The organism is Acinetobacter sp. YH12255, assembly GCF_013417355.1.
In the GTDB taxonomy this organism is placed as follows: domain Bacteria; phylum Pseudomonadota; class Gammaproteobacteria; order Pseudomonadales; family Moraxellaceae; genus Acinetobacter; species Acinetobacter pseudolwoffii.
In genome coordinates, this window is record NZ_VPEC01000003.1 from 97,957 (window position 1) to 118,755 (window position 20,799).

Sequence of the window (20,799 nt, forward strand, 5' to 3'; positions counted from 1 at the left end):
TTATTCTTAATTGAGTTCATTCACATACGCAACAAACTTGCGACCACGCTCAGGATAACCCGAGAACATATCAAAACTTGCGCATGCAGGAGACAATAGCACGACATCATCTGCCTGGGTGTGCTTTTGGCAGGTTTCTACGGCCTGCTGCAAACTCTCTGCATGAACCAGCTCAGTCGTGCCCCTAATCGCTGCTTCGATGATCGGACGGTCTTCACCAATCAGCACTGCAATCTTGGCATATTTACTCAATGATTCACGCAAAGCCTTAAAGTCCTGTCCTTTGCACTGTCCACCGAGAATAATCGCAACTTTGCCACCTTGGGCTTCAATCGCCATACCGAGACCATCGAGAGCCGCCAAGGTTGCACCGATGTTGGTGCCTTTGGAGTCGTTATAATAACGTACGCCCTGCACTGCTTTGACAAATTCGCAGCGATGTTCCAGACCTTTGAAGGTTTTTAAAGTGTTTAGCATGCTGTCCAATGGCAAACCAATCGCTTCACCGAGTGCCAGACAAGCCAGGGCATTGGCAACATTATGCGTGCCCTGCATATACATCTCGGTACTTTTTAACAGACGTTCACGACCACGCGCCAACCAGATGCCACCATCGGTATCTTTAAGAATCCCGTACTGGTTCATATCGGGTGCATTCAGGCCAAAACTTTGCATCGGCGTCACATCTGGCACCAAAGGACGGGTCAAAGAATCATCCCGGTTATACACCACTTTTTTCACACCCTGAAAAATCCGGTGCTTGGCGGTGTGATAGCCCATCATATCGCCATGCCGATCCAGATGATCTTCACTCATGTTCAGTACCACCGCCACTTCAGCCGCCAGATTTGAAGTAGTTTCCAGCTGAAAACTGGATAATTCTAAGATATATAACTCAGGATCATCTTTGGTTAAATCCAGTGCAGGACGTCCCAGATTGCCACCGACCGCGACTTTTTTGCCAGCATCGGCTGCCATTAAGCCAATCAAAGTGGTCACTGTACTTTTGGCATTGGAACCGGTAATCGCGACAATGGGCTTATCCGTAGCACGGCGTAAAATCTGGATTTCACTCACCACAGGAATACCCTGCGCCATCGCCGCCTGAATTTCTGGCAATTTTGGATCCAGTCCCGGACTGATCACGATTTCTTCTGCAGACAGCAACAGCTCGGCATCAAACTGGCCGAAACTGGTCTGGACTTCGGCCGGAATCTGGTCATGTCCCGGAGGGATGGCTCTAGAATCCGTTACTGCAACGCGGTAGCCCTGGTCATGTAAGAAATTGACTGCTGCAACACCTGATATTCCGAGTCCTGCAACGACTTTTAACCCACCACGTTGTATTAACATTTTCGCCCCATATTTTGGTCTATTTTGAAACTGACGAAATGGTAGCACTTTGCTGTTTTGAATGCCTTTTCTGATTGAGCTTTCTGCATATTTTTTTGTGTCCATGCGTAAAAAAACCGTCATGCTCATGACGGTTTTTAAAATTACAGCCAAAAAGGAACTTATTTCCATTTGACCGCTTGCTGGGCCGGCTTTTCCTGTGCACTTTGCTCCGACACCGGACAGGCACAGTTGCCACCACAGCCTGCAGCCATACCCGGTTGCAGCCATTTGGCCAGACGCGTCCAGCCTTTTGCTGCGCAGGCATCAGACAGCTTCTGGAAGACTGAGTGAGAGGTGTTCGGAAACACCTTTTTAAATACCACCAGCGCACTCCACAGCACCAGTGCCGCCACAATCAGAATTTCAATCATCTCAATCTCCCATGCATATACTCAGGCAAGCTCAACGGGCCGAGGCCAACCTGAGATTAGCCCAAATAATATGAAGCAATTTGATAAGTCAGGAATGACATGAAATATGCCAAGCCAAACAGGTAAACCGTCATGATACTGACCGTTTTCCAGGAACCAGTTTCACGTTTGACTGTCGCCAAAGTTGCCAGACAATGCGGTGCATAAATAAACCACACCAGTAAAGACAGACCTGTCGCCACTGACCAGCCCAGATCACCACCACTACTGATGAGTGAAGAGAGACCTTCGGACATTGCATCGTCATCTACGGCAGACAGTGCATAGACAGTGCCCAATGCAGCAACCACCACTTCACGTGCTGCCATGGCTGGAATCAAGGCAATACAGATCTGCCAGTTAAAACCGAGCGGTGCAAAGATTGGCTGCATCAGATGACCGAGCATACCTGCCAGTGAATAATCAATCGCCGGCAAAGTCGCACCTTCTGGGGGTTGCGGGAAGGTACACAGGAACCAGAGTACAATCGATAAGGCAAAGATGATACCGCCGACCCGCTTCAAGAAGATTTTGCCGCGATCCAGCAAGCCGATCCAGACGTTTTTCAGATCCGGGAAACGGTAGCTTGGCAGCTCCATCAACAGCATGTGCTGGGATTTATCTTTATGGAAAAATTTCAGTACAAAAGACACCGCCAGAGCACTGACAATACCCGCCATATACAGGCCAAATAACACCAGACCTTGCAGGTTCATAAAACCCCAGACAGTTTGCTGTGGAATGAAAGCTGCAATCAGCAAGGCATATACCGGCAAACGTGCTGAACAGGTCATCAGCGGTGCCACAAAAATCGTGGTTAAACGATCTCGCGGATCACTGATGGTACGCGATGCCATGATGCCCGGAATGGCACAGGCAAAGCTGGACAATAACGGAATAAAGGCACGGCCTGACAGGCCCGCTTTAAACATCAGCTTATCGAGCAAGAAGGCTGCTCGTGGTAAATAACCTGATTCTTCCAAGACTAGAATAAAGAAGAACAGAATCAGAATCTGTGGCAGGAATACCACCACCCCGCCGGCACCAGCAATAATCCCGTCCACCACCAGACTATTCAGTAAAGGATGAGCAATATATTCACCGAGGAATTCACCGAGCCAACCAAAGAAGGTTTCGATGCCATCCATAAACGGCGCAGCCCAGGCAAATACCGCTTGGAAAATCACGAACATCATTACAGCCAGGCTGAGTAGACCCAGTACCGGATGTAAAAAAATCCTGTCGAGAAAATCAGTACGTTTGTCTTCCTGATCGACGAAATTGACCACGTCGTTCAGAATGACTTCTACCTGCTGATGCGGGTCACCCTTTAAGCCACTCAGTTCAGTCTGCGGTACCGAGAATTTTCCCTGATCCAGGGCATTCTTCAGGTTTTCAATCCCTGAACTGCGTACCGCTACAGTTTCCACCACGGGCACGCCGAGACGTTCAGACAGCTTCTGGGTATTGATTTGCATCCCACGACGGCGTGCTTCATCCATCATGTTGAGTACAACCAGAATCGGACGACCCAAAGCAATCATTTCTAGGACCAGACCCAGATGCAGTTTCAGGTTAGTGGCATCTACTACACATAAGAATGCATCCTGCTGCTGTTCTTCTGCGATTTTACCTTGCACCACATTACGGGTGATTTCTTCATCCGGACTGGTCGCATCCAGACTATAAGTTCCTGGCAAATCCAGTACCCGCACCGCTTTGCCTGAAGCAAGCTGAAACGTACCGACTTTACGTTCAACCGTGACCCCCGCATAGTTACCAACTTTTTGGCGTGTTCCGGTTAAATGGTTGAATAATGAAGTTTTACCGCAATTAGGGTTACCGACAAGGGCAATACGTAATGTATCACTCATGCCGATACCGCCTGTTCGATTTCAATTTTGGCTGCTTCTGATTTACGCAAAGCAAAACGGGTAAATCCAACTTGAATCAAAATGGGATCTCCACCAAAAATACCTTTCGTAATCACCTGTACCTTCGTACCCGGCACAAAGCCTAGAGTTTCCAAACGACTCGCGACGACATCGTGTAGAGCACTTTCACCATCAGTTGTTCGACTCACTTTTCGAATGATGGCAATTTGTTTTGCTTTTAAATCAGACAAACGCACCGTGAAATTCCTGAACTATTTTGTACAGTATACAAACAAATGAGAATAATTAACAAATAAGATTGATTACATGCTGAATTAGTTTTTATATCACATCGACAGTCTGGTGAAATTAAACTACAGTGGAGAATACCTATTAAATTCATCGCTTTTTCAGATCAGATCCTTGCACCCTATGCTGAATAAAAAACCCCGTATTCCCGCCCCGGTTCAAATTCCTGAAGCCTTGAGCTATTTACAGGGTTTTCGTGATTATCTGATTGCGCAAACGGTTAGTCCACACACCCGAAATGCCTATTTATCTGATTTGCTGCAATGTGCAGAATGTCTGAGCAAGCCTTTGCCAGAATGGACCCATGACGATATTTCCGATGTATTGATTGCACTGACCAAACAGCAAAAAAGCCCACGCTCAATTGCCCGCTGTCTGTCAGCCTTGCGTTCATTTTATAAATTTCTGCGTGAACAGAAGCTGCGTAGTGATAATCCGGTGGCAGCGCATAAAACCCCGAAGCTTGGCCGTGCCTTGCCCAAAGACCTGTCTGAAGCCGATGTTGAGGCCTTGATTGATGCCCCCGATATCAATACTGCTTTAGGCCTGCGTGACCGTGCCATGTTTGAAGTGCTGTATGCTTGCGGTTTACGTGTCACTGAACTGATTAACTTACGTCTGGAACTGATTAACTTAAAACAGGGCTATTTACGCATCGTCGGTAAAGCCAATAAAGAACGGCTGGTACCGATGGGACACATGGCCTGTGAATGGGTGGAAAAATATCTGAATGAAGCCCGTCCACAACTGTATAAGACCTCAACCGATTATCTGTTTTTGACTCAGCATGGCGGCATCATGAGCCGGCAAAATTTCTGGTATGCGATTAAACGCTATGCTTTACAGGCCGGAATTGCATCCGAGCTGTCACCGCACACCTTGCGGCATGCCTTTGCAACGCATCTGCTCAATCATGGCGCAGATTTACGTGTGGTACAGATGCTGCTTGGACATAGTGACCTGTCGACCACCCAGATTTATACCCATGTGGCGCAAGTGCGGATGCAGCAGCTGCATGCAGCGCATCATCCACGGGCTTAAAACATCTACACATGGAATAAACTGAGAAGTTTGACGTGTTTGTATTTTTTTTTGTTATGCTAATGCTCTGTTTTTAGTCCAAGAAGAAAAGGGTTATTTATGACATTTGCCCGCTCAAAAGTTTTTATGGCTTGTACACTTGCTGCTGGTTTGGGGCTTAGCGCATGTTCCAATTCCGATAACAACACTAAAAAGCAAGATACACTGACTGCAAGTGCACCAGCAACGGGAGAAGCCTCTACCCTGACCGAACGCAATGCACAACAGCGTCTGGTCTCTACCTTGGAAAAGCATTTCAAAACTGCGGGGATCAGTGCCAAAATTATCGATATTAAAACCACCGAAGTACCGAACCTGTTCTGGGTCAGTCTGGAAGGTATGTCTGCGGTCTATGTCACCAGCGATGGTAAATACCTGATTCAGGGCGACGTGATCCGACTCGGTGATAAACAGCTGCATAATGTCAGTGAAAACCTGCAAGCCGGAATCAACAACAAACTCTTTGCCGAACTGAAAGCAGAAGATCTGCTGATCTATCCGGCCAAAGGCAAGGCCAAGCATGTGGTCTATGTCTTTACCGATGTCAGCTGTCCGTATTGCCATAAATTCCATGAACAAATGGATGAAATGAATAGTAAAGGTATTGAGGTTCGTTATATCGCCTGGCCGCGTGGTGAACAGCATATGCCGGCCATGGAAGCAATCTGGTGTAGTGCTGACCGTCATAGTGCTTTTGATCAGGCCATTGCCGGCGCACAGATTAGTGCAGAGAAATGTGAAAATCCTGTTCAAGATCAATATCACATGGGCCTGAATATGGGCGTCAATGGCACCCCTGCCATTTATAGTTCGGAAGGGGTTTACCTAGGCGGATATCTGTCTAGCGCTGAATTATTGAAGCGACTTAAATAACTCATTTTAATACGTTATTTAACTTTATTTTATACATAAAGATATTCTGAAATGACCCTAGAGTCATGGCGTTTTTTTAGCTATGATCTAGGTTCTCGTAAAAAACTGTTTATTTGGAGTGTGACGTGAAACCAGTTCGTCTGGCTATCCTCGGTCTTGGTACTGTAGGTGGTGGTGCCTTGAAACTATTAAAAGAAAATGCTGCTGAGATTAAACGTCGCACCGGTCGTGAAATTGAAATTACCTATGTAGGCACCCGTCGTCCACGTCCTGATCTGGACCTACCTGCATCAGTGAAACAAAGTGCAGACTTGATGGACATCGTGCGTCAACCTGACGTAGACGTGGTGGTCGAAGTCATGGGTGGGATTCATCCTGCTTTTGAAATCATTATGGAAGCCATGAAACATGGCAAGCATATTGTCACTGCCAACAAGGCGCTATTGGCTGAACATGGGAATGAGCTGTTTAAAGCGGCTGAAGACAATGCCGTGCAGATTGCCTATGAAGCGGCAGTGGCTGGCGGTATTCCCATTATTAAAGTGATTCGTGAAGGTCTGGCGGCCAACAAGATTGAATGGCTGGCGGGCATCATCAATGGTACGGGTAACTTCATTCTCAGCGAAATGCGTGAAAAAGGCCGTACTTTTGAAGACGTACTCAAAGAAGCACAAGAACTCGGATATGCCGAAGCCGATCCAACCTTTGACGTGGAAGGTATTGATGCTGCACATAAGCTGACCATTCTAGCTTCATGTGCCTTTGGTATTCCGCTACAGTTTGACAAAGTCTTTACTGAAGGTATTGGCAAAGTCACTGCACAAGATGTGAAATATGCAGAAGACCTCGGTTTCCGTATCAAGCACCTGGGAATTGCACGCCGCACCGATGCCGGGATTGAACTCCGTGTTCATCCAACCCTGATTCCTGAAGAAGAACTGATTGCCAACGTCAATGGCGTGAAAAACGCCGTACTGGTACAAGCCAATGCGGTTGGCCCAACGCTGTACTACGGCGCAGGTGCGGGTGCAGGCCCAACGGCTTCTGCTGTGGTCGCAGACGTGGTGGATATTGTCCGTGATATCATTTATACCGAAGACGGTGCTGGAACCATTCCGCAACTGGCCTTTGAAGCCCTGACCGATTTACCGATCTTGAGTCGTGAACAAATGACCACCGGCTATTACATCCGTATTAATGCCGAAGATCAAATGGGCGTGCTTGCCGATGTCACCACGATCCTCAGTCGTGCCGGAATCAGTATCGATGCCATCATGCAGCAACCTCGCTTAAAAGACCTTATTCCGATCGTGATTCTGACCGATCCTATCGTCGAATCAAAAATGGATGCAGCGCTCTCACAAATTCAAGCATTACCCGTCATTCATGGCGAAATTGTACGAATTCGTTTAGAATCGCTTGATAATTAATCGGGTTAAGGGGAGTATTTCCCCTTGCCAAGCTCTACACACAATTGGAACATCATCATGTCGAATGCCAATCGTTATACTGGTTTAGTTGACCGCTATCGCGACCGTTTACCAGTGTCTGCAACTACTCGTGCGATCTCTTTGGGTGAGGGTAATACTCCACTGATCAAGCTTGAGAATATTCCACGCATTATTGGTAAAGATGTTGAAATTTATGTGAAGTACGAGGGCTTAAACCCGACTGGTTCATTTAAAGACCGCGGTATGACTATGGCAGTGACCAAAGCCGTTGAAGAAGGCTCTAAAGCCATCATCTGTGCATCCACTGGTAATACTTCTGCTGCTGCGGCTGCATACGCTGCTCGTGCCGGTATCAAAGCATTCGTACTCATCCCGGAAGGCAAAATTGCCATGGGTAAAATGGCCCAAGCGATGATGTATGGTGCAATCACCATGCAAATTCGTGGCAACTTCGATGACGGCATGCGTCTGGTGAAGGAAGTTGCGGATCAGGCACCGGTAACGATTGTAAACTCAATCAACCCGTACCGCCTGCAAGGTCAAAAAACCATTGCTTACGAGATCGTTGAAGCTTTAGGTCGTGCCCCGGATTACCACTGCCTGCCAGTGGGTAACGCAGGTAATATCACTGCACACTGGATGGGCTATACCGAAGCGGTGGCCAATCAGTCGAAAGAAGAATTTGAGCAAGTGATTTACGATGCTGAAACCGATGCTTTCACTGGTCCTAAACCGGCTGGCTTGCCAATCATGGCCGGTTACCAAGCGTCTGGTGCTGCTCCGTTCCTGCGTGGTGGTCCAGTAGAAAATCCGGAAACTGTTGCAACTGCCATTCGTATTGGTAATCCGCAAAGCTTCAATCATGCCAAAGCTGTCGTTCGTGATTCAAACGGCTGGTTTGATGAACTGACGGATGCGGAGATTCTTGAAGCGCAACGTCTGCTGTCGATGTATGAAGGTGTATTTGTAGAACCTGCATCTGCTGCGTCTGTTGGCGGTGCAATCCGTGATATAAAAGCAGGGAAAATCGCTGAAGGTTCAGTAATCGTATGTACCGTAACCGGTAATGGTCTAAAAGATCCAGATACCGCGATCAAACAATGTGCCGATGCGGTGATGCTGTCTATCGACGCAACCATGGCTCAGGTAAAAGACTCTATTCTGTCGAACATGTAATTTCAGCCAGAATAAAAAACCCTGCATTTGCAGGGTTTTTTATGAGCGCAGAGATTAGATTCGTTTTGGTTGCTGGCTCACCCAGCTCATCAAACGGGTCGCATCATTGGTACGCGCCTGTGAGCTATTTGCACCTAACAGTACCACTGCCACCGGACGGTTATTCAGGGTCGTATGCATCACCACACAGCGCCCTGCTTCATTAATAAAACCGGTTTTAGAAATATTGATATTCCAGCCGCCGTTACGCACCAGTGCATTGGTATTATTCGATTTCAGTACACGATAACCCAAGTTAAAGTCATAGCTTGGTGTGGTCGAGAATTGACGAATCAAACCATATTGAGAAGCGGTATTCACTAAAATACCCAAATCACGTGCTGATGCCACATTTCCAGGGTGTAAGCCGGTTGATTCCATAAAGCGGGATGAATTCATGCCTAAGGCCTTGGCCTTACTGTTCATCGCTGCAATAAATGCACTGCGACCACCTGGATACGTTCGCGCCAAGGCTGCAGCTGCCGGGTTTTCAGACTTCATTAGAGCAAACAATAAAGCTTCGGCACGGTTCATGCTATCGCCAGCACGTAAGGTCGAGCTTGAGCTTTTACAACCTGCGCAAGAGAAATCAGCCTGTTGCAGCGTGATTTTTTCTGACATGTTTAAACGTGCATCGGAAATCACCACTGCTGTCATTAATTTGGTAATAGATGCAATCGGCAAAGCGGTATTGGTGTTTTTGCTAAACAGCACCTCACCGGTTTGCGCATCCATAACCAATGCAGCACGGGCATTTACAGAGGGTTGATTGCTATAAATGTTTGTATCAAAAATCTGTGTTGTTTTTGCTGGTTGCTGAACACTGACCGACTGCTGGGTGCTCGGTACACTCTGACGCAAGGTCGTGGTCACGGTGGCTGAACCGGGTGGCGAAGGCTCATCAGCAGCCACACGGAAATCATCACTCATCAGCTGATTGACTTCCTCAGAAGACCAACTAATGCTGGATCCGCCCTCTGTCGTGCCAGAATTCATAATGATTTCAGCAAAACTTGTCGCACTCATGCTGACTAACACGGACAGGCCCAATACATGCCTTAAAGACTTGTTTATTTTCTTCACTATTTCTTCACTCAACTAACAGAGGTAAGATTGATTTGCGTATTACCTCTAATATGCCTTACATTTAAACACATTGCAGAACATTTTTTGATCTTGACACTGTGTGATAAGTTTCAGATTTTATCTTGCGAATAGGATTGCTAATTTTGTACTTTCATTGCAAGCTTATTTTGCTTTATGTAACAAAAAAATGATTTTTTTAACAGAGGGAGAGCGTAGGTGATCACAGTTTTAGTTGTGGACGACCATGAATTAGTACGTACTGGAATTTGCAGAATGCTGGAAGACCATGCGGAGGTTCAGGTGATTGGACAGGCTGAATCTGGTGAAGAAGCGATTTCTCTGGTTCGTCAGCATCATCCGAATGTGGTTTTACTGGATGTGAATATGCCGGGCATTGGTGGCGTAGAAACCACGCGTCGTCTGCTTCAGAGCGCCCCTGAAACCAAAGTACTGGCTGTCAGCGGTCTGGCAGAAGAACCCTATCCTTCGCTGTTATTAAAAGCCGGAGCCAAAGGTTATATTACCAAAGGGGCGCCGATTTCAGAAATGGTTCGCGCCATCAATAAAGTCATGCAAGGCGGTAAATATTTTAGTGCCGACATTGCAGAACAGTTAGCGAGTTCTTACCTTTCTGATACACAGCAATCGCCTTTTGATGCACTGTCAGAACGTGAAATGCAAGTGGCGATGATGGTGGTGAACTGTATCAGCGCTCAGGAAATTGCTGACAAGCTCTTTGTCAGCGTCAAAACCGTAAATACTTATCGTTATCGTATTTTTGAAAAACTGAATATTGATAGTGATGTCAAACTGACGCATCTGGCCATGCGCTATGGGCTGATTAAACCTTAGCCTTTGGCGAGTCGCGCTGCATATGGCACAAAAACCCAATTATTCTGAACTCAATCAGTATCATTTAGGGATCTGGTATAGTGCGTATCGCCTGCTGATCAGCACTGGCCTGCTGCTGATTTTTCTGCTGACCTACCCCGAGCTAACCGGCGATTATCAATATCCACAACTGTATTATTATGCGCTAGGAATCGGTGTTGCCATTAATACAGCGCAGCTGTTCGCACTGAAATGGATCAGACGCCTGATCCAGCCGCAGCTGATTATGATTTTTTTTAGCGATGTCTGCGTCTTAAGTTTACTGACTTTGGCAAGTGATGGGCCTAATCTGCAAATTGGTTTGCTGTTTGTGATTACCATCTTTTCCGCATCGTTATTGCTGGATGCAAAAAAAGCTTTGGTGGTCACGCTGATTGCTGTGATTAGTGTCATATATCAACATTTTATCGGCAGTATTTTTGCATTTTCTTCCTTAAGCAATATCAGTAATAGTGCCCTGCTGGCCTTTTTGTTCTTTGTGGTCTATGGAACCGGGCAAATTGCGGTGCGCCGTTTTCAGATTCTGGAAAACCTGAACTTTTCGCAATCTCTGGAACTTTATCGCTTACAGAATATTAACCGTTATATTAGATCTCTTGCGAAAGTAAAAACCACCTCAATATAAATTTCATGAGATATCAGAAATTAAATCGTTTTTCAGATTCTGAATTCAAACGCTTGGTTGGCGTACCTCGACAAGTTTTTACTGAAATGGTAGAGGTTTTAGAAAAAGCAGAATCACTCAAAAAGAAATCAGGTCGTCCTCATACTTTAGATATAGAGGATCAGTTGTTATTAACTCTCAATTACTTACGGAACTACAGCACTCAACTGGAATTAGCGGCAAATTACCATATCGCTGAAAGTAATGTGAATCGAACCATTAAAAAGGTTGAAGATGCATTGATGAAATCAAGACGTTTTACTCTGCCAAAACGAAGCATTACCACAGCAGACGAACACTTTAACTGGGTCATTATTGATGCGACAGAATGTTCAATAGAACGTCCGAAAAAAAAATCAGAGTAAGTTCTACAGTGGTAAAAAGAAGAAACATACGCTAAAAGCACAAGTGATCTATCATCCGAACAGCAAACAAATCATAGGGCTAGATATATCGAATGGCAGTCAGCATGATATTAAATTGGCAAGAAAAACGGTTAAGAAATTCAAACATTGTGAATATGTTATGACCGATTTAGGGTACTACGGATTAGAGCAAGATGGCTTTAAATTATTGATGCCAATAAAGAAAAAGAAGAATTTACCCTTATTTGATGTTGAGAAAAGGTACAATAAAATGATTGGAAAAATACGAGTTGTGATCGAACACATTAATAGTCAATTGAAAACATTTAGAATATTAAGTGAACGCTATCGAAATAGACGGAAAAGATTCGGTTTACGCATTAACTTAATTGCTGCACTCGTAAACCGGATAAACTTGCAATAATGACTTTCGCAAGAGATCTATTCTGGAACAGATCGAAACTGGCTATCTGGTGCTGGATGAAAATTATCATGTGGTTCTGAGTAACCCTGCGGCCTGTACACTGCTCGGGATCGAAGCAAAATTTGCGCATGAGAAATTTACCCTCTACCAGTCACAACCAGATTTATTTGAACTGATCCAGTTTGAAACGCTGGAAAATGGCGAGCGTTTTCAATTTGAATCACAGCAAAGTCGCTATAACATTCATGTACAGGTACAAAAGCTGATTGTGCCGCATCAAACCCTGATGTTATTGGTGTTACAGGATGCCAAAAAACTCAATCAGCAGGTGCAGCAACTTAAACTTGCCGCACTGGGCCAGCTTTCGGCCAGTATTGCGCATGAAATTCGTAATCCATTGGCAGCTATTGTGCAGGCCAATGATTTATACCTTGACTCTGGCAGTGAACAACAAGTACTCAACCAGATGATTGGCCGACAGGCGACCCGGATTGACCGGATTATTCAGGACACGCTGAATATGGTCAAAAATAAAGAAACCCATCCGGTGCCGATTCATCTCAATGAATTTATCCCGTTATTTATCCAGGAAGATTTGGCCGATATTTGCGATCAGATTCAATTTAATATTGATGTGCCGCTGCTGATTCAGTTCGATGAAGCGCAGTTCCGGCAAGTCCTGATTAACCTGCTTCGCAATGCCATCCGTCACAATTCAGCAGATGCCAATTACATTCAGCTGAATATACATCCCTATGAACATCGGGTCTGGATTGATATCCGGGATTTCGGCTCAGGTGTAGCCATACACGACCAAGCCCTATTATTTCAACCTTTTTTCAGTACCTCGATTAGTGGAACCGGATTAGGACTGTACTTATCACATAGTTTTTGTGAAGCAAATCAGGCACAATTAAACTATATACAACAAGAACAGGGCGCATGCTTTCGCATTAGCTGCCAACGTATTACGGTATAAAGGGGTTTAAGGGAAATGAGTGTGGAACAACAGCCACTGGTGCTCTTGGTGGATGATGAAGAAGATTTATGCACCCTCATGCAAATGTCGTTGCTGCGGATGGGGATTCGTACGCACATCGCACATCGTCTGCAAGATGCTAAAAAATATCTTGCAGATCATCAATATGATGCCTGTTTAACTGACCTGAACCTGCCCGATGGCAATGGTTTGGAGTTACTGGACTGGATTGGTCATCTCTATCCTGCACTTCCGGTCGCGGTTCTGACCGCCTATGGCAACATGGAAATCGCGATTGCTGCACTCAAGGCCGGTGCCTTTGACTTTGTCAGCAAACCGATCAATCAGAAACATCTGGAACAGCTGCTACAAAAAGCACTGAATAAACCGGTGGATTATTTCCATAATAATCCAAATGATGCTTTAGAACATAAAATGCTGATTGGGCAATCGATACCGATTCAGCAGATGAATACGCTCACGAGCGAGATCATTGCGACTGACACCCTGATTGCTCCGAGAAAGCTCCCAGAAGAAGGCCTAGAGCTATATTTAGAAAAGATTGAAAAAGAAGTCCTACTCAATGCGCTGAATCTAACGCACTGGAACCGCACACTGGCCGCGAAAAAGCTCGGTATGTCATTCCGCTCCCTACGTTATCGTTTGAAAAAGTTCGGACTGGATACTGAGGAAGACGAATAATTATTTTTGCAGGAGTAGCAGGTCTGTGACGTGTTCCAGATAGCTCTCCTCACGCATTTCCTGCTTAAACGGATAACTGAAATGTGGCTGCACGCCCCGCCCTTCAATCATCTGACCACTCGGACTGAAGTATTGTGCCACTGTCATTTGTAAAGCAGAACCATTACTCAGTGGAAATAGCTTTTGTACCACACCTTTGCCATAGCTTTGCTCACCGACCACCCAAGCCCGGCTATGTTCTTTCAATGCTGCCGTAAAGACTTCAGCTGCCGAAGCTGAACGGTTATTAATCAGAACGCCCACTTTCAGATTCTGAAATTCAAAACTTGGCAGCGCCTGAAATTGCTGATTGCCTTCCGAACGGCTTTGGGTCGAGACAATCACACCCTGATTCAAAAATAAATCGGCCGATTCTACTGCGGCAGAAAGTAAGCCACCCGGGTTATTGCGTAGATCAAACATCACCGCTTTTAAGCGTCTGTCAGAATAGCTTTCAATCAGGCGCTTGATTTCATTGGCTGTATCTTGCTGGAAAACTTTGACCTGCAATACCAGTACCTGATTATTGTGCAGACTGGATTTAATTTCAGTATCGAGCTTGGTATTCCTTACCAGACGAACCACCGGACTTTGCGGGGAAAGCTGTATGCTCAGCGTAGAGCCGACCGCCCCGCTCAATAACTGTCGCACCTGCTCCTGATTCAGGCTACTCAGTACCTGATCATCAATTTTATAGACCGTGACACTATTACGCAGTCCCTGCTTGGCAGAGTCGGCATCGGCGCTCAATCCCTGCACCATCCATTGCTTCATCTGCGAGTTAAATTGCAGATCGAAATCAATGCTGGCCAGATCACCTTCAGTATATTCACGTAGCTGCTTATAATCTTCAGGAGACAAATAACGGGAATAGCGGTCTAAGCCACTGACCAGACCTTGGATTGCCTGTTGGAACAAGGCGTCGTCATTTTTGTCTTGAATATAATTGTCTTTGACGATGCCATAAATTTGTACGAATTCTTGAATGGATGCCACAGGAATTTCAGTATAGGCCTGACCATCCATTTCCATATCATCGAATGCCGGCTCTTTTGAGCCCGCACCCCAGGCCGAATGACTCAAACACATCAGTAAGCATGGTATAACGACAGACTTCCAATGTGTTGTTGCCATTTTTTACCTTTCTTTTAGATCTTATCGAAAATTATTAATTCAGTTCAATCAGGTTGCGACCTTGCATTTCCGCAGGGACTGGAACTTGCATCAGACTTAATAAGGTCGGTGCGACATCTGCCAATACGCCACCTTCTGCGATCGTGGCCTGAGTTGGACCCACATAAATAAATGGAACCAATTCAGTGGTATGTTGAGTATGCACCTGACCACTGTGATAGTCCTGCATCTGCTCTACATTACCATGATCGGCAGTGATAAGCATATGACCTTTTTGCGCCATCACCGCCTCATAAACCCGGCCTAAGCAGGTATCGACCGCTTCAACCGCTTTCACTGCGGCATCAAAAACACCGGTATGACCGACCATATCACCATTGGCATAGTTCACCACCAGCAGGTCAAATTCGCCTGAATTGATCGCAGCGACCAGCTCATCAGTCACTTCATAAGCACTCATTTCCGGTTTGATGTCATAAGTTGCTACATTTGGCGATGGAATCAGGATACGTTTTTCACCCGGATATTCATCTTCACGACCGCCACTAAAGAAGAACGTCACGTGTGCATATTTTTCAGTTTCAGCAATACGCAATTGGGTTTTACCCAGATTTGACAGGTATTCACCAATCGAGTTGACCAACGCTTCTGGCATATAGGCCACAGGCGCATCAATCGTTGCTTGGTAACGCGTCAACATCACAAACTTGGCTAAGTTCGGCACTACTTTACGTGCAAATCCAGCAAAATCTTTTTCTACAAATGCGCGAGTCAATTCACGGGCACGATCGGCACGGAAGTTCATGAAGACCACGCTGTCGCCATCCTGAATTTTTGCCAGCTCACCAATGCGGGTGGCTTTGACAAATTCATCCGACTCATCTGCGGCATAAGCCTGTTCCAGACCTTGAACTGCGGTGGCAGCTGTACGGGCCGCTTCGCCTTCAGTCAATAAACGATAGGCCTGTTCGACGCGATCCCAACGGTTGTCACGATCCATCGCGAAGTAACGACCAATCATGCTGGCAATACGACCCTGACCCGGATATTGTGCAAACAGCGCATCCAGTTTTTCCAATGACGGTTGGGCACTTCGTGGCGGCGTATCACGACCATCCAGGAAAGCATGCAAATAAACTTTGACACCACGTTTGAGTGCCAGTTCAGCCATCGCAACAATATGGTCTTCATGCGAATGCACACCGCCTTGAGATAAAAGGCCGAGCAAATGCACTGCACCACCTGAAGCTTTGGCTTTCTCCACCGCATCGACGAGTACTTCATGATTGAAGAAATCACCGGTACGAATGTCTTTGGTAATCCGGGTAAAATCCTGATACAGCACACGACCTGCACCGAGGTTCATATGTCCGACTTCCGAGTTCCCCATCTGGCCATCTGGCAGACCAACATCTTCGCCTGAACCCGAGATCAAACCATGCGGATGCTTGTCCTGCATTGCAGTTAAATTTGGTCGTTTAGCTGCTAAAAACGCGTTGTCTTCGACCGCTTCGCGATGACCCACACCATCCATAATCACCAAAACGTGAGGGATTTTGCCAGCAGTTGCATCCGTCATAATGAAATACTCTGTTCGTCTACGAATTAATCGCTCTATTTTAGCGAAGTTTGCAAAAAGAGGCCATGACCAGAGTATGGTTTAAGCCGCTCATCGCGATTGATTTGTTCTATTTTCCTGGGTCTTAGCGTGCCCGATGCAGCAGGTAACCCCCAATACCGAACATGATCAGAATCGGAATAAAGACAAACCATGCCGGAGATGGCGCATAGACCAGACTGGCATAGCCGAGGAAATCCTGTAGATAGAAAAAGCCCAGACCGGCAAATAAGGCAATCACCAGACGAAAACCCATGGATTGCTGACGCAGCGGCCCGAAAATAAATGAACAGGCAATCACCACCAGTGCAATCAGGGCAAAAGGAGAACCGAGTTTCTGCCAGAAAGCCAGTTGATAGGTTTTTGGCACCTGACTATATTCATGCATATAACTTGTGAAACTGATCAGTTGGCTCGGTGACAAGTCTTCAGGATCGATGGTGACCATATGCACATATTTTGGCTGTAATGCCAGTGCCAAAGGTTGCTGTTCCTGCTTGATCAGGGTAGCACTACCATTTTGCAGAATATCGAACTGCTCGGTATTGCTTAATGTCCAGGAGCCATCTGTGACAAATTCACCCTGATCCGCTTGCAAGGTGCCGCGTAAGCGATAATTTTCATCAAAATCCAGCATCTGCACATTTTTCAGCTGACCTTGCGAATTGGCATAATCAATATAAATAAAGCGCTGCCCTTCCCGGGTCCAGTAACCCCGCACTTCGCCCAGTTGTGCGGCTTTACTCGAACTTTTTACGCTCTTGGCCTGTTCATTGGTATAGGGAATCACCCACTCGCTTAAGGCAAATGACAAGACCACCAGCAGTAATGCTGAACGGATCACCCAGCCAACAATCCGCCACAGACTGATCCCGATCGAGCGCATCACAATCAGTTCACTATTTGAGGCCAATGTGCCCAAACCTAAAACCGCACCGATCAGCGCCGAGATCGGCAGAATTTCATAAAGATAATTCGGAGCACCCCAGAGCACATATTTCAAGGCATCCCAGGCGCCATAACCTTCTTTTAGTGAACCCAGCTCACCCAGATAAGTAAATAACACCTGTAAACCCGCCAACACAGCGGTTGCACCCAGCATCGCCAGCGCAGTGGTTTGGGTCACATGTTTTGCAACTATACGACGTGCCAACATTATTAAGACCTCACTCGCTGAATCTGTTTCTTGATTTTCGGGGCCAAATTCTGTTTACGTGAGAACAAGGCACCCGCAATCGCATAAGCAATCAGGATCAATGGATAAGCCCAGATCCCCATTTCCTCTTTACTGATCCGGGTTTTCACGGCCATTAACGCCACAATCAGACTGGCAAAAATCATGAGCGCCGGAAATAACTTGAGATAACGACCTTGGCGTGGACTCACTTCAGACAAGGCCACGGCCAGAATCAAAGCAATCAGAATCGCAAATGGTACAAATACCCGCCAGCCTAATTCACTGGCCACCACAGGATCCTGACGGTTCTGCCACAATTGCGAGGTTGGCAAAGCTTCAACTTCAGCACTGGCAAACTGTGCTTCCTCATCATTTTCTAAACGCAGACGATAGCTTGCAAATTCAGCCTGGGTATATTGCGGAGTGCCCGGATAAATTTCATAACGGCGACCTTGAACCAGATCGACCACATTGGCCGCATCATTTGGCACCTCGATGCGGGTGGCTTCTTGGGCCAGAATCATCACATCCGGTTTACCGGGTTTTTCTGCCCGCTGATAGAAGAAAATATCTTTTAAGTTCTTGCGGTCTTCAGACAGATCACCGGCATAAATGGTATAGGGGCCAGAGGAAATAAATTCTTTGGGTCGTACCAGATCAAAGCCGGTGCGTACCGCCTGACTGGTGGTCAGCGCTTCAAACTGGCGGATTCCCCATGGCGCTGCCCAGAGCATCAAGCCGGCTTGGGCAATGAGAAACACCAAGGTCATCGGCACCAGAAGGCGCGCCAATTGATGCCGGCTGACACCACTGCCATTCATCACCGCCATTTCATGGTCGACATATAAACGGCCAAATACCAGCATCAGGCCAATAAAGAAACCGAGCGGAAGAATTAAGGTTAAAAACTCAGGCAAACGGTAGCCAATGATGCTAAATAAAATGCCTGCATCCAGACGGCCTTGCGCTGCGACACCAAAATACTTGATCAGTCGGCCACCCATCATGATCAAGGTCAATAAGGCAATCACCACCAAAGATGTCGAGACAACTTGCTTGACCAGATAACGCCGAATAATCAAATTAATTCTTCCAAAATAAGGTCTATAAAACGAGTGCTAGTTTACCCGAATAGCAAAAATATAAAACCTAGACGGCCCTACCCATTGAAACTCTATTCAGATAAATGGTTCAATGACTGAATGATTTACAAATCTAGACAGGCGTGAAAACAGAATATGAAACTTACAATTAATACGTCATTCCCAGAGAATGGATCAAGTCAATCTTTGTTGATTTTAGTTGACTCAGAACAACTTCAAAATACCACCTCAACCTATCAAATCAACAATTTAGACCGATTAATTGAAGCATCTCAGTTCAAAGCAGCTTTGGCTGAAAGTCTGAGCCTGATTGGCCAAGTCAGCCAGTCCAGCCATGCAGCACTGATCGGTTTAGGCAAAGTCGCTGAATTGCAACCAGCAAAACTCGCAAAAATTGCCCAGACTATTATTCAGGCCACTCAAAAAAAATTCAAACAGATTTCTGTAGACCTGACACAACTTCCACAAGAATTGCATTATCTGTTTGCTCTGGCTTTGACTCAAGCCAGCTATGGTTATGATGAATATAAGTCGAAAAAGAATGAATTTGTACTTGAACAGATCGACCTGATTGCCACGCATAGCGTTTTAACGACAGAACAGCTGCAACTGGTTCAAGCAGTACAGAGCGGGCAAAACCTGGCACGTGATCTGGGCAACCGTCCGGGCAATATCTGTTTCCCGGAATATCTGGCAGATCAGGCCATCGCCTTGGCTGCTGAATATCCGGATTTACTGAAAGTCACGGTACTGGATGAACAACAGATGGCAGATTTAGGCATGGGTGCCTTCCTTGCAGTCAGCCAGGGTTCAGAGCGTCCGGGTCGTATTATCAGCATTGAATATCAATCAGAGCGTAGTGAAGCGCCAGTGGTACTGGTCGGTAAAGGCATTACCTTTGATACCGGTGGTATTTCACTCAAACCTGGCGCAGGTATGGATGAAATGAAATACGACATGTGCGGTGCAGCCTCTGTACTGGGTACCATGCGTGCATTGTGTGAGTCCCGCTTAGCTCTGCATGTGGTAGGAACCATTGCCGCAGCAGAAAATATGCCTTCTGGTAAAGCCACTCGTCCGGGTGACATCGTCACGACGATGAGCGGTCAAACGGTTGAAATCCTGAATACCGATGCCGAAGGTCGTCTGGTGTTATGTGACACCCTGACCTATGTGAAACGTTTCAACCCTGCTCTGGTGATTGATATTGCGACCTTGACCGGTGCATGTGTGGTGGCTTTGGGTTCCGTGCTGACAGGTCTGTTCACACCAGATGATAAATTGGCAGCAGAACTGGAAACTGCCGGCCAGCATTCATTTGACCGGGTATGGCGTATGCCGGTCATAGATGACTATCAGGAACAACTCGATTCACCATTTGCCGATATTGGCAATATCGGTGGCCCAAAAGCCGGTTCTGTCACTGCAGCCTGCTTCTTGCAGCGTTTTACCCGTGAATATCGCTGGGCACATCTGGATGTTGCAGGTACAGCATGGAACTCAGGCGCAAATAAGGGGGCAACCGGGCGTCCAGTGCCATTATTAATGCAGTTCCTGGCCAACCGCGTTCAAACGAATGGCTAAGGTCAGCTTTTATTTATTTGAAAAAAGTCCTGAACGACAAGTCGAAAGTGCTTGTCGTTTATGCCGCAAGATTCTGCGCCAGCCGGCGCGGATCTGGTTACTATGTGCCGATGCAGCCTTGCAGCAGCAGCTAGATGAACGCCTGTGGAGCTTTGATCCCGCGAGTTTCATTCCGCATGGCATTGATCAGCCTGAGGCGAGCGTGTGTATTTCGGCAACATTGCCTGAACAGTCCGACTGGATTATTTTCAATTTTAATCCGGAAGCACTTGAACCTTACGCAAAATTTAGTCACATTATTGAGATCATTGAAAACCATGAAACGGCTAAACAGCTGGGTCGTGAAAAATTCAAACAATATCGTCGTTTAGGTATTGAGCCCAACACCCATAAGCTTTAACCGATATCACCCACAAGGAGAGGCAT

The 20,799-nt window shown here is 46.3% G+C and carries 18 protein-coding genes and 2 pseudogenes; 11 read left to right on the forward strand and 9 right to left on the reverse strand.

Annotated elements, in window-relative coordinates; all coding sequences use genetic code 11:
- Nucleotides 1-6: 6 nt before the first annotated feature.
- The 4 genes from murD to FTV30_RS02335 all read right to left on the reverse strand — a co-directional run bounded on the left by murD (nucleotide 7) and on the right by FTV30_RS02335 (nucleotide 3,936).
- On the reverse strand, nucleotides 7-1,353 hold the full coding sequence (gene murD / locus FTV30_RS02320; protein WP_180000938.1) for a UDP-N-acetylmuramoyl-L-alanine--D-glutamate ligase: 1,347 nt from the start codon (nucleotides 1,351-1,353) through the stop codon (nucleotides 7-9).
- A gap of 161 nt (nucleotides 1,354-1,514) precedes the next feature.
- Nucleotides 1,515-1,766 (reverse strand): DUF6587 family protein, encoded by a 252-nt coding sequence (locus tag FTV30_RS02325; RefSeq protein WP_005094438.1) that lies wholly within the window; start codon nucleotides 1,764-1,766, stop codon nucleotides 1,515-1,517.
- A 56-nt stretch (nucleotides 1,767-1,822) separates the two neighbouring features.
- Entirely contained in the window at nucleotides 1,823-3,679 is a 1,857-nt protein-coding gene (locus tag FTV30_RS02330; RefSeq protein ID WP_005094440.1) for a ferrous iron transporter B, read from the reverse strand.
- Nucleotides 3,676-3,936: a FeoA family protein gene (locus FTV30_RS02335; protein ID WP_004281065.1), complete on the reverse strand. Its 261-nt coding sequence runs from the start codon at nucleotides 3,934-3,936 to the stop codon at nucleotides 3,676-3,678. The genes FTV30_RS02330 and FTV30_RS02335 overlap by 4 nt, the downstream gene beginning before the upstream one ends.
- A gap of 175 nt (nucleotides 3,937-4,111) precedes the next feature.
- Between FTV30_RS02335 and xerD the strand changes: the two genes are divergently transcribed.
- The 4 genes from xerD to thrC all read left to right on the forward strand — a co-directional run bounded on the left by xerD (nucleotide 4,112) and on the right by thrC (nucleotide 8,568).
- The gene (gene xerD / locus FTV30_RS02340; RefSeq protein WP_180000939.1) at nucleotides 4,112-5,029 is read left to right on the forward strand and encodes a site-specific tyrosine recombinase XerD; all 918 of its coding nucleotides are present in this window, start codon (nucleotides 4,112-4,114) and stop codon (nucleotides 5,027-5,029) included.
- Nucleotides 5,030-5,128: 99 nt separating this feature from the next.
- Nucleotides 5,129-5,941: a DsbC family protein gene (locus FTV30_RS02345; protein ID WP_100329427.1), complete on the forward strand. Its 813-nt coding sequence runs from the start codon at nucleotides 5,129-5,131 to the stop codon at nucleotides 5,939-5,941.
- A gap of 125 nt (nucleotides 5,942-6,066) precedes the next feature.
- Nucleotides 6,067-7,371: a homoserine dehydrogenase gene (locus FTV30_RS02350; RefSeq protein ID WP_005094444.1), complete on the forward strand. Its 1,305-nt coding sequence runs from the start codon at nucleotides 6,067-6,069 to the stop codon at nucleotides 7,369-7,371.
- Nucleotides 7,372-7,428: 57 nt separating this feature from the next.
- On the forward strand, nucleotides 7,429-8,568 hold the full coding sequence (thrC, locus tag FTV30_RS02355; RefSeq protein ID WP_005094446.1) for a threonine synthase: 1,140 nt from the start codon (nucleotides 7,429-7,431) through the stop codon (nucleotides 8,566-8,568).
- 54 nt (nucleotides 8,569-8,622) lie between these two features.
- Here thrC and FTV30_RS02360 read toward each other — a convergent pair whose 3' ends face one another.
- Entirely contained in the window at nucleotides 8,623-9,690 is a 1,068-nt protein-coding gene (locus FTV30_RS02360) for a serine hydrolase (protein ID WP_180000940.1), read from the reverse strand.
- Between the two features lie 219 nt (nucleotides 9,691-9,909).
- Here FTV30_RS02360 and FTV30_RS02365 point away from each other — a divergent pair, with 219 nt between their 5' ends.
- The 5 genes and pseudogenes from FTV30_RS02365 (at nucleotide 9,910) to FTV30_RS02385 (ending at nucleotide 13,718) form a co-directional block, all read left to right on the forward strand.
- Nucleotides 9,910-10,545 carry a response regulator gene (locus FTV30_RS02365; protein ID WP_005108454.1) on the forward strand — a complete coding sequence of 212 codons (636 nt, stop codon included), beginning with the start codon at nucleotides 9,910-9,912 and terminating at the stop codon, nucleotides 10,543-10,545.
- 22 nt (nucleotides 10,546-10,567) lie between these two features.
- Nucleotides 10,568-11,173, forward strand: a pseudogene (locus FTV30_RS02370) (histidine kinase); the annotation flags it as partial.
- A gap of 41 nt (nucleotides 11,174-11,214) precedes the next feature.
- Nucleotides 11,215-12,037, forward strand: a protein-coding gene (locus FTV30_RS02375; protein WP_087554504.1) for an IS5 family transposase whose coding sequence is annotated in 2 segments (ribosomal slippage) — nucleotides 11,215-11,595 and nucleotides 11,597-12,037 — 822 coding nt in all. Because the reading frame shifts where the segments join, the coding sequence is not laid out codon by codon here.
- Nucleotides 12,038-12,050: 13 nt separating this feature from the next.
- A pseudogene (locus tag FTV30_RS02380) lies at nucleotides 12,051-13,016 on the forward strand (PAS domain-containing sensor histidine kinase); the annotation flags it as partial.
- A gap of 15 nt (nucleotides 13,017-13,031) precedes the next feature.
- Nucleotides 13,032-13,718, forward strand: a complete 687-nt coding sequence (locus tag FTV30_RS02385) for a DNA-binding response regulator (protein ID WP_180000941.1) — start codon at nucleotides 13,032-13,034, stop codon at nucleotides 13,716-13,718.
- Here the strand turns inward: FTV30_RS02385 and FTV30_RS02390 are convergent, their stop codons facing one another.
- The 4 genes from FTV30_RS02390 to lptF form a co-directional block, all read right to left on the reverse strand.
- Nucleotides 13,719-14,891 carry a S41 family peptidase gene (locus FTV30_RS02390; RefSeq protein WP_100355200.1) on the reverse strand — a complete coding sequence of 391 codons (1,173 nt, stop codon included), beginning with the start codon at nucleotides 14,889-14,891 and terminating at the stop codon, nucleotides 13,719-13,721.
- A 34-nt stretch (nucleotides 14,892-14,925) separates the two neighbouring features.
- Nucleotides 14,926-16,470, reverse strand: coding sequence for a 2,3-bisphosphoglycerate-independent phosphoglycerate mutase (gene gpmI, locus FTV30_RS02395; protein ID WP_180000942.1), 1,545 nt, complete (start codon nucleotides 16,468-16,470; stop codon nucleotides 14,926-14,928).
- A gap of 124 nt (nucleotides 16,471-16,594) precedes the next feature.
- The gene (lptG, locus tag FTV30_RS02400; RefSeq protein WP_005094459.1) at nucleotides 16,595-17,665 is read right to left on the reverse strand and encodes an LPS export ABC transporter permease LptG; all 1,071 of its coding nucleotides are present in this window, start codon (nucleotides 17,663-17,665) and stop codon (nucleotides 16,595-16,597) included.
- Nucleotides 17,666-17,667: 2 nt separating this feature from the next.
- Nucleotides 17,668-18,768: an LPS export ABC transporter permease LptF gene (gene lptF / locus FTV30_RS02405; RefSeq protein WP_005094462.1), complete on the reverse strand. Its 1,101-nt coding sequence runs from the start codon at nucleotides 18,766-18,768 to the stop codon at nucleotides 17,668-17,670.
- A 156-nt stretch (nucleotides 18,769-18,924) separates the two neighbouring features.
- Here lptF and FTV30_RS02410 point away from each other — a divergent pair, with 156 nt between their 5' ends.
- Both FTV30_RS02410 and FTV30_RS02415 read left to right on the forward strand, forming a co-directional pair.
- Entirely contained in the window at nucleotides 18,925-20,373 is a 1,449-nt protein-coding gene (locus FTV30_RS02410) for a leucyl aminopeptidase (RefSeq protein WP_005094464.1), read from the forward strand.
- Nucleotides 20,366-20,773, forward strand: a complete 408-nt coding sequence (locus FTV30_RS02415) for a DNA polymerase III subunit chi (RefSeq protein ID WP_005169032.1) — start codon at nucleotides 20,366-20,368, stop codon at nucleotides 20,771-20,773. Before FTV30_RS02410 ends, FTV30_RS02415 begins: the two co-directional genes overlap by 8 nt.
- Nucleotides 20,774-20,799 lie beyond the last annotated feature (26 nt).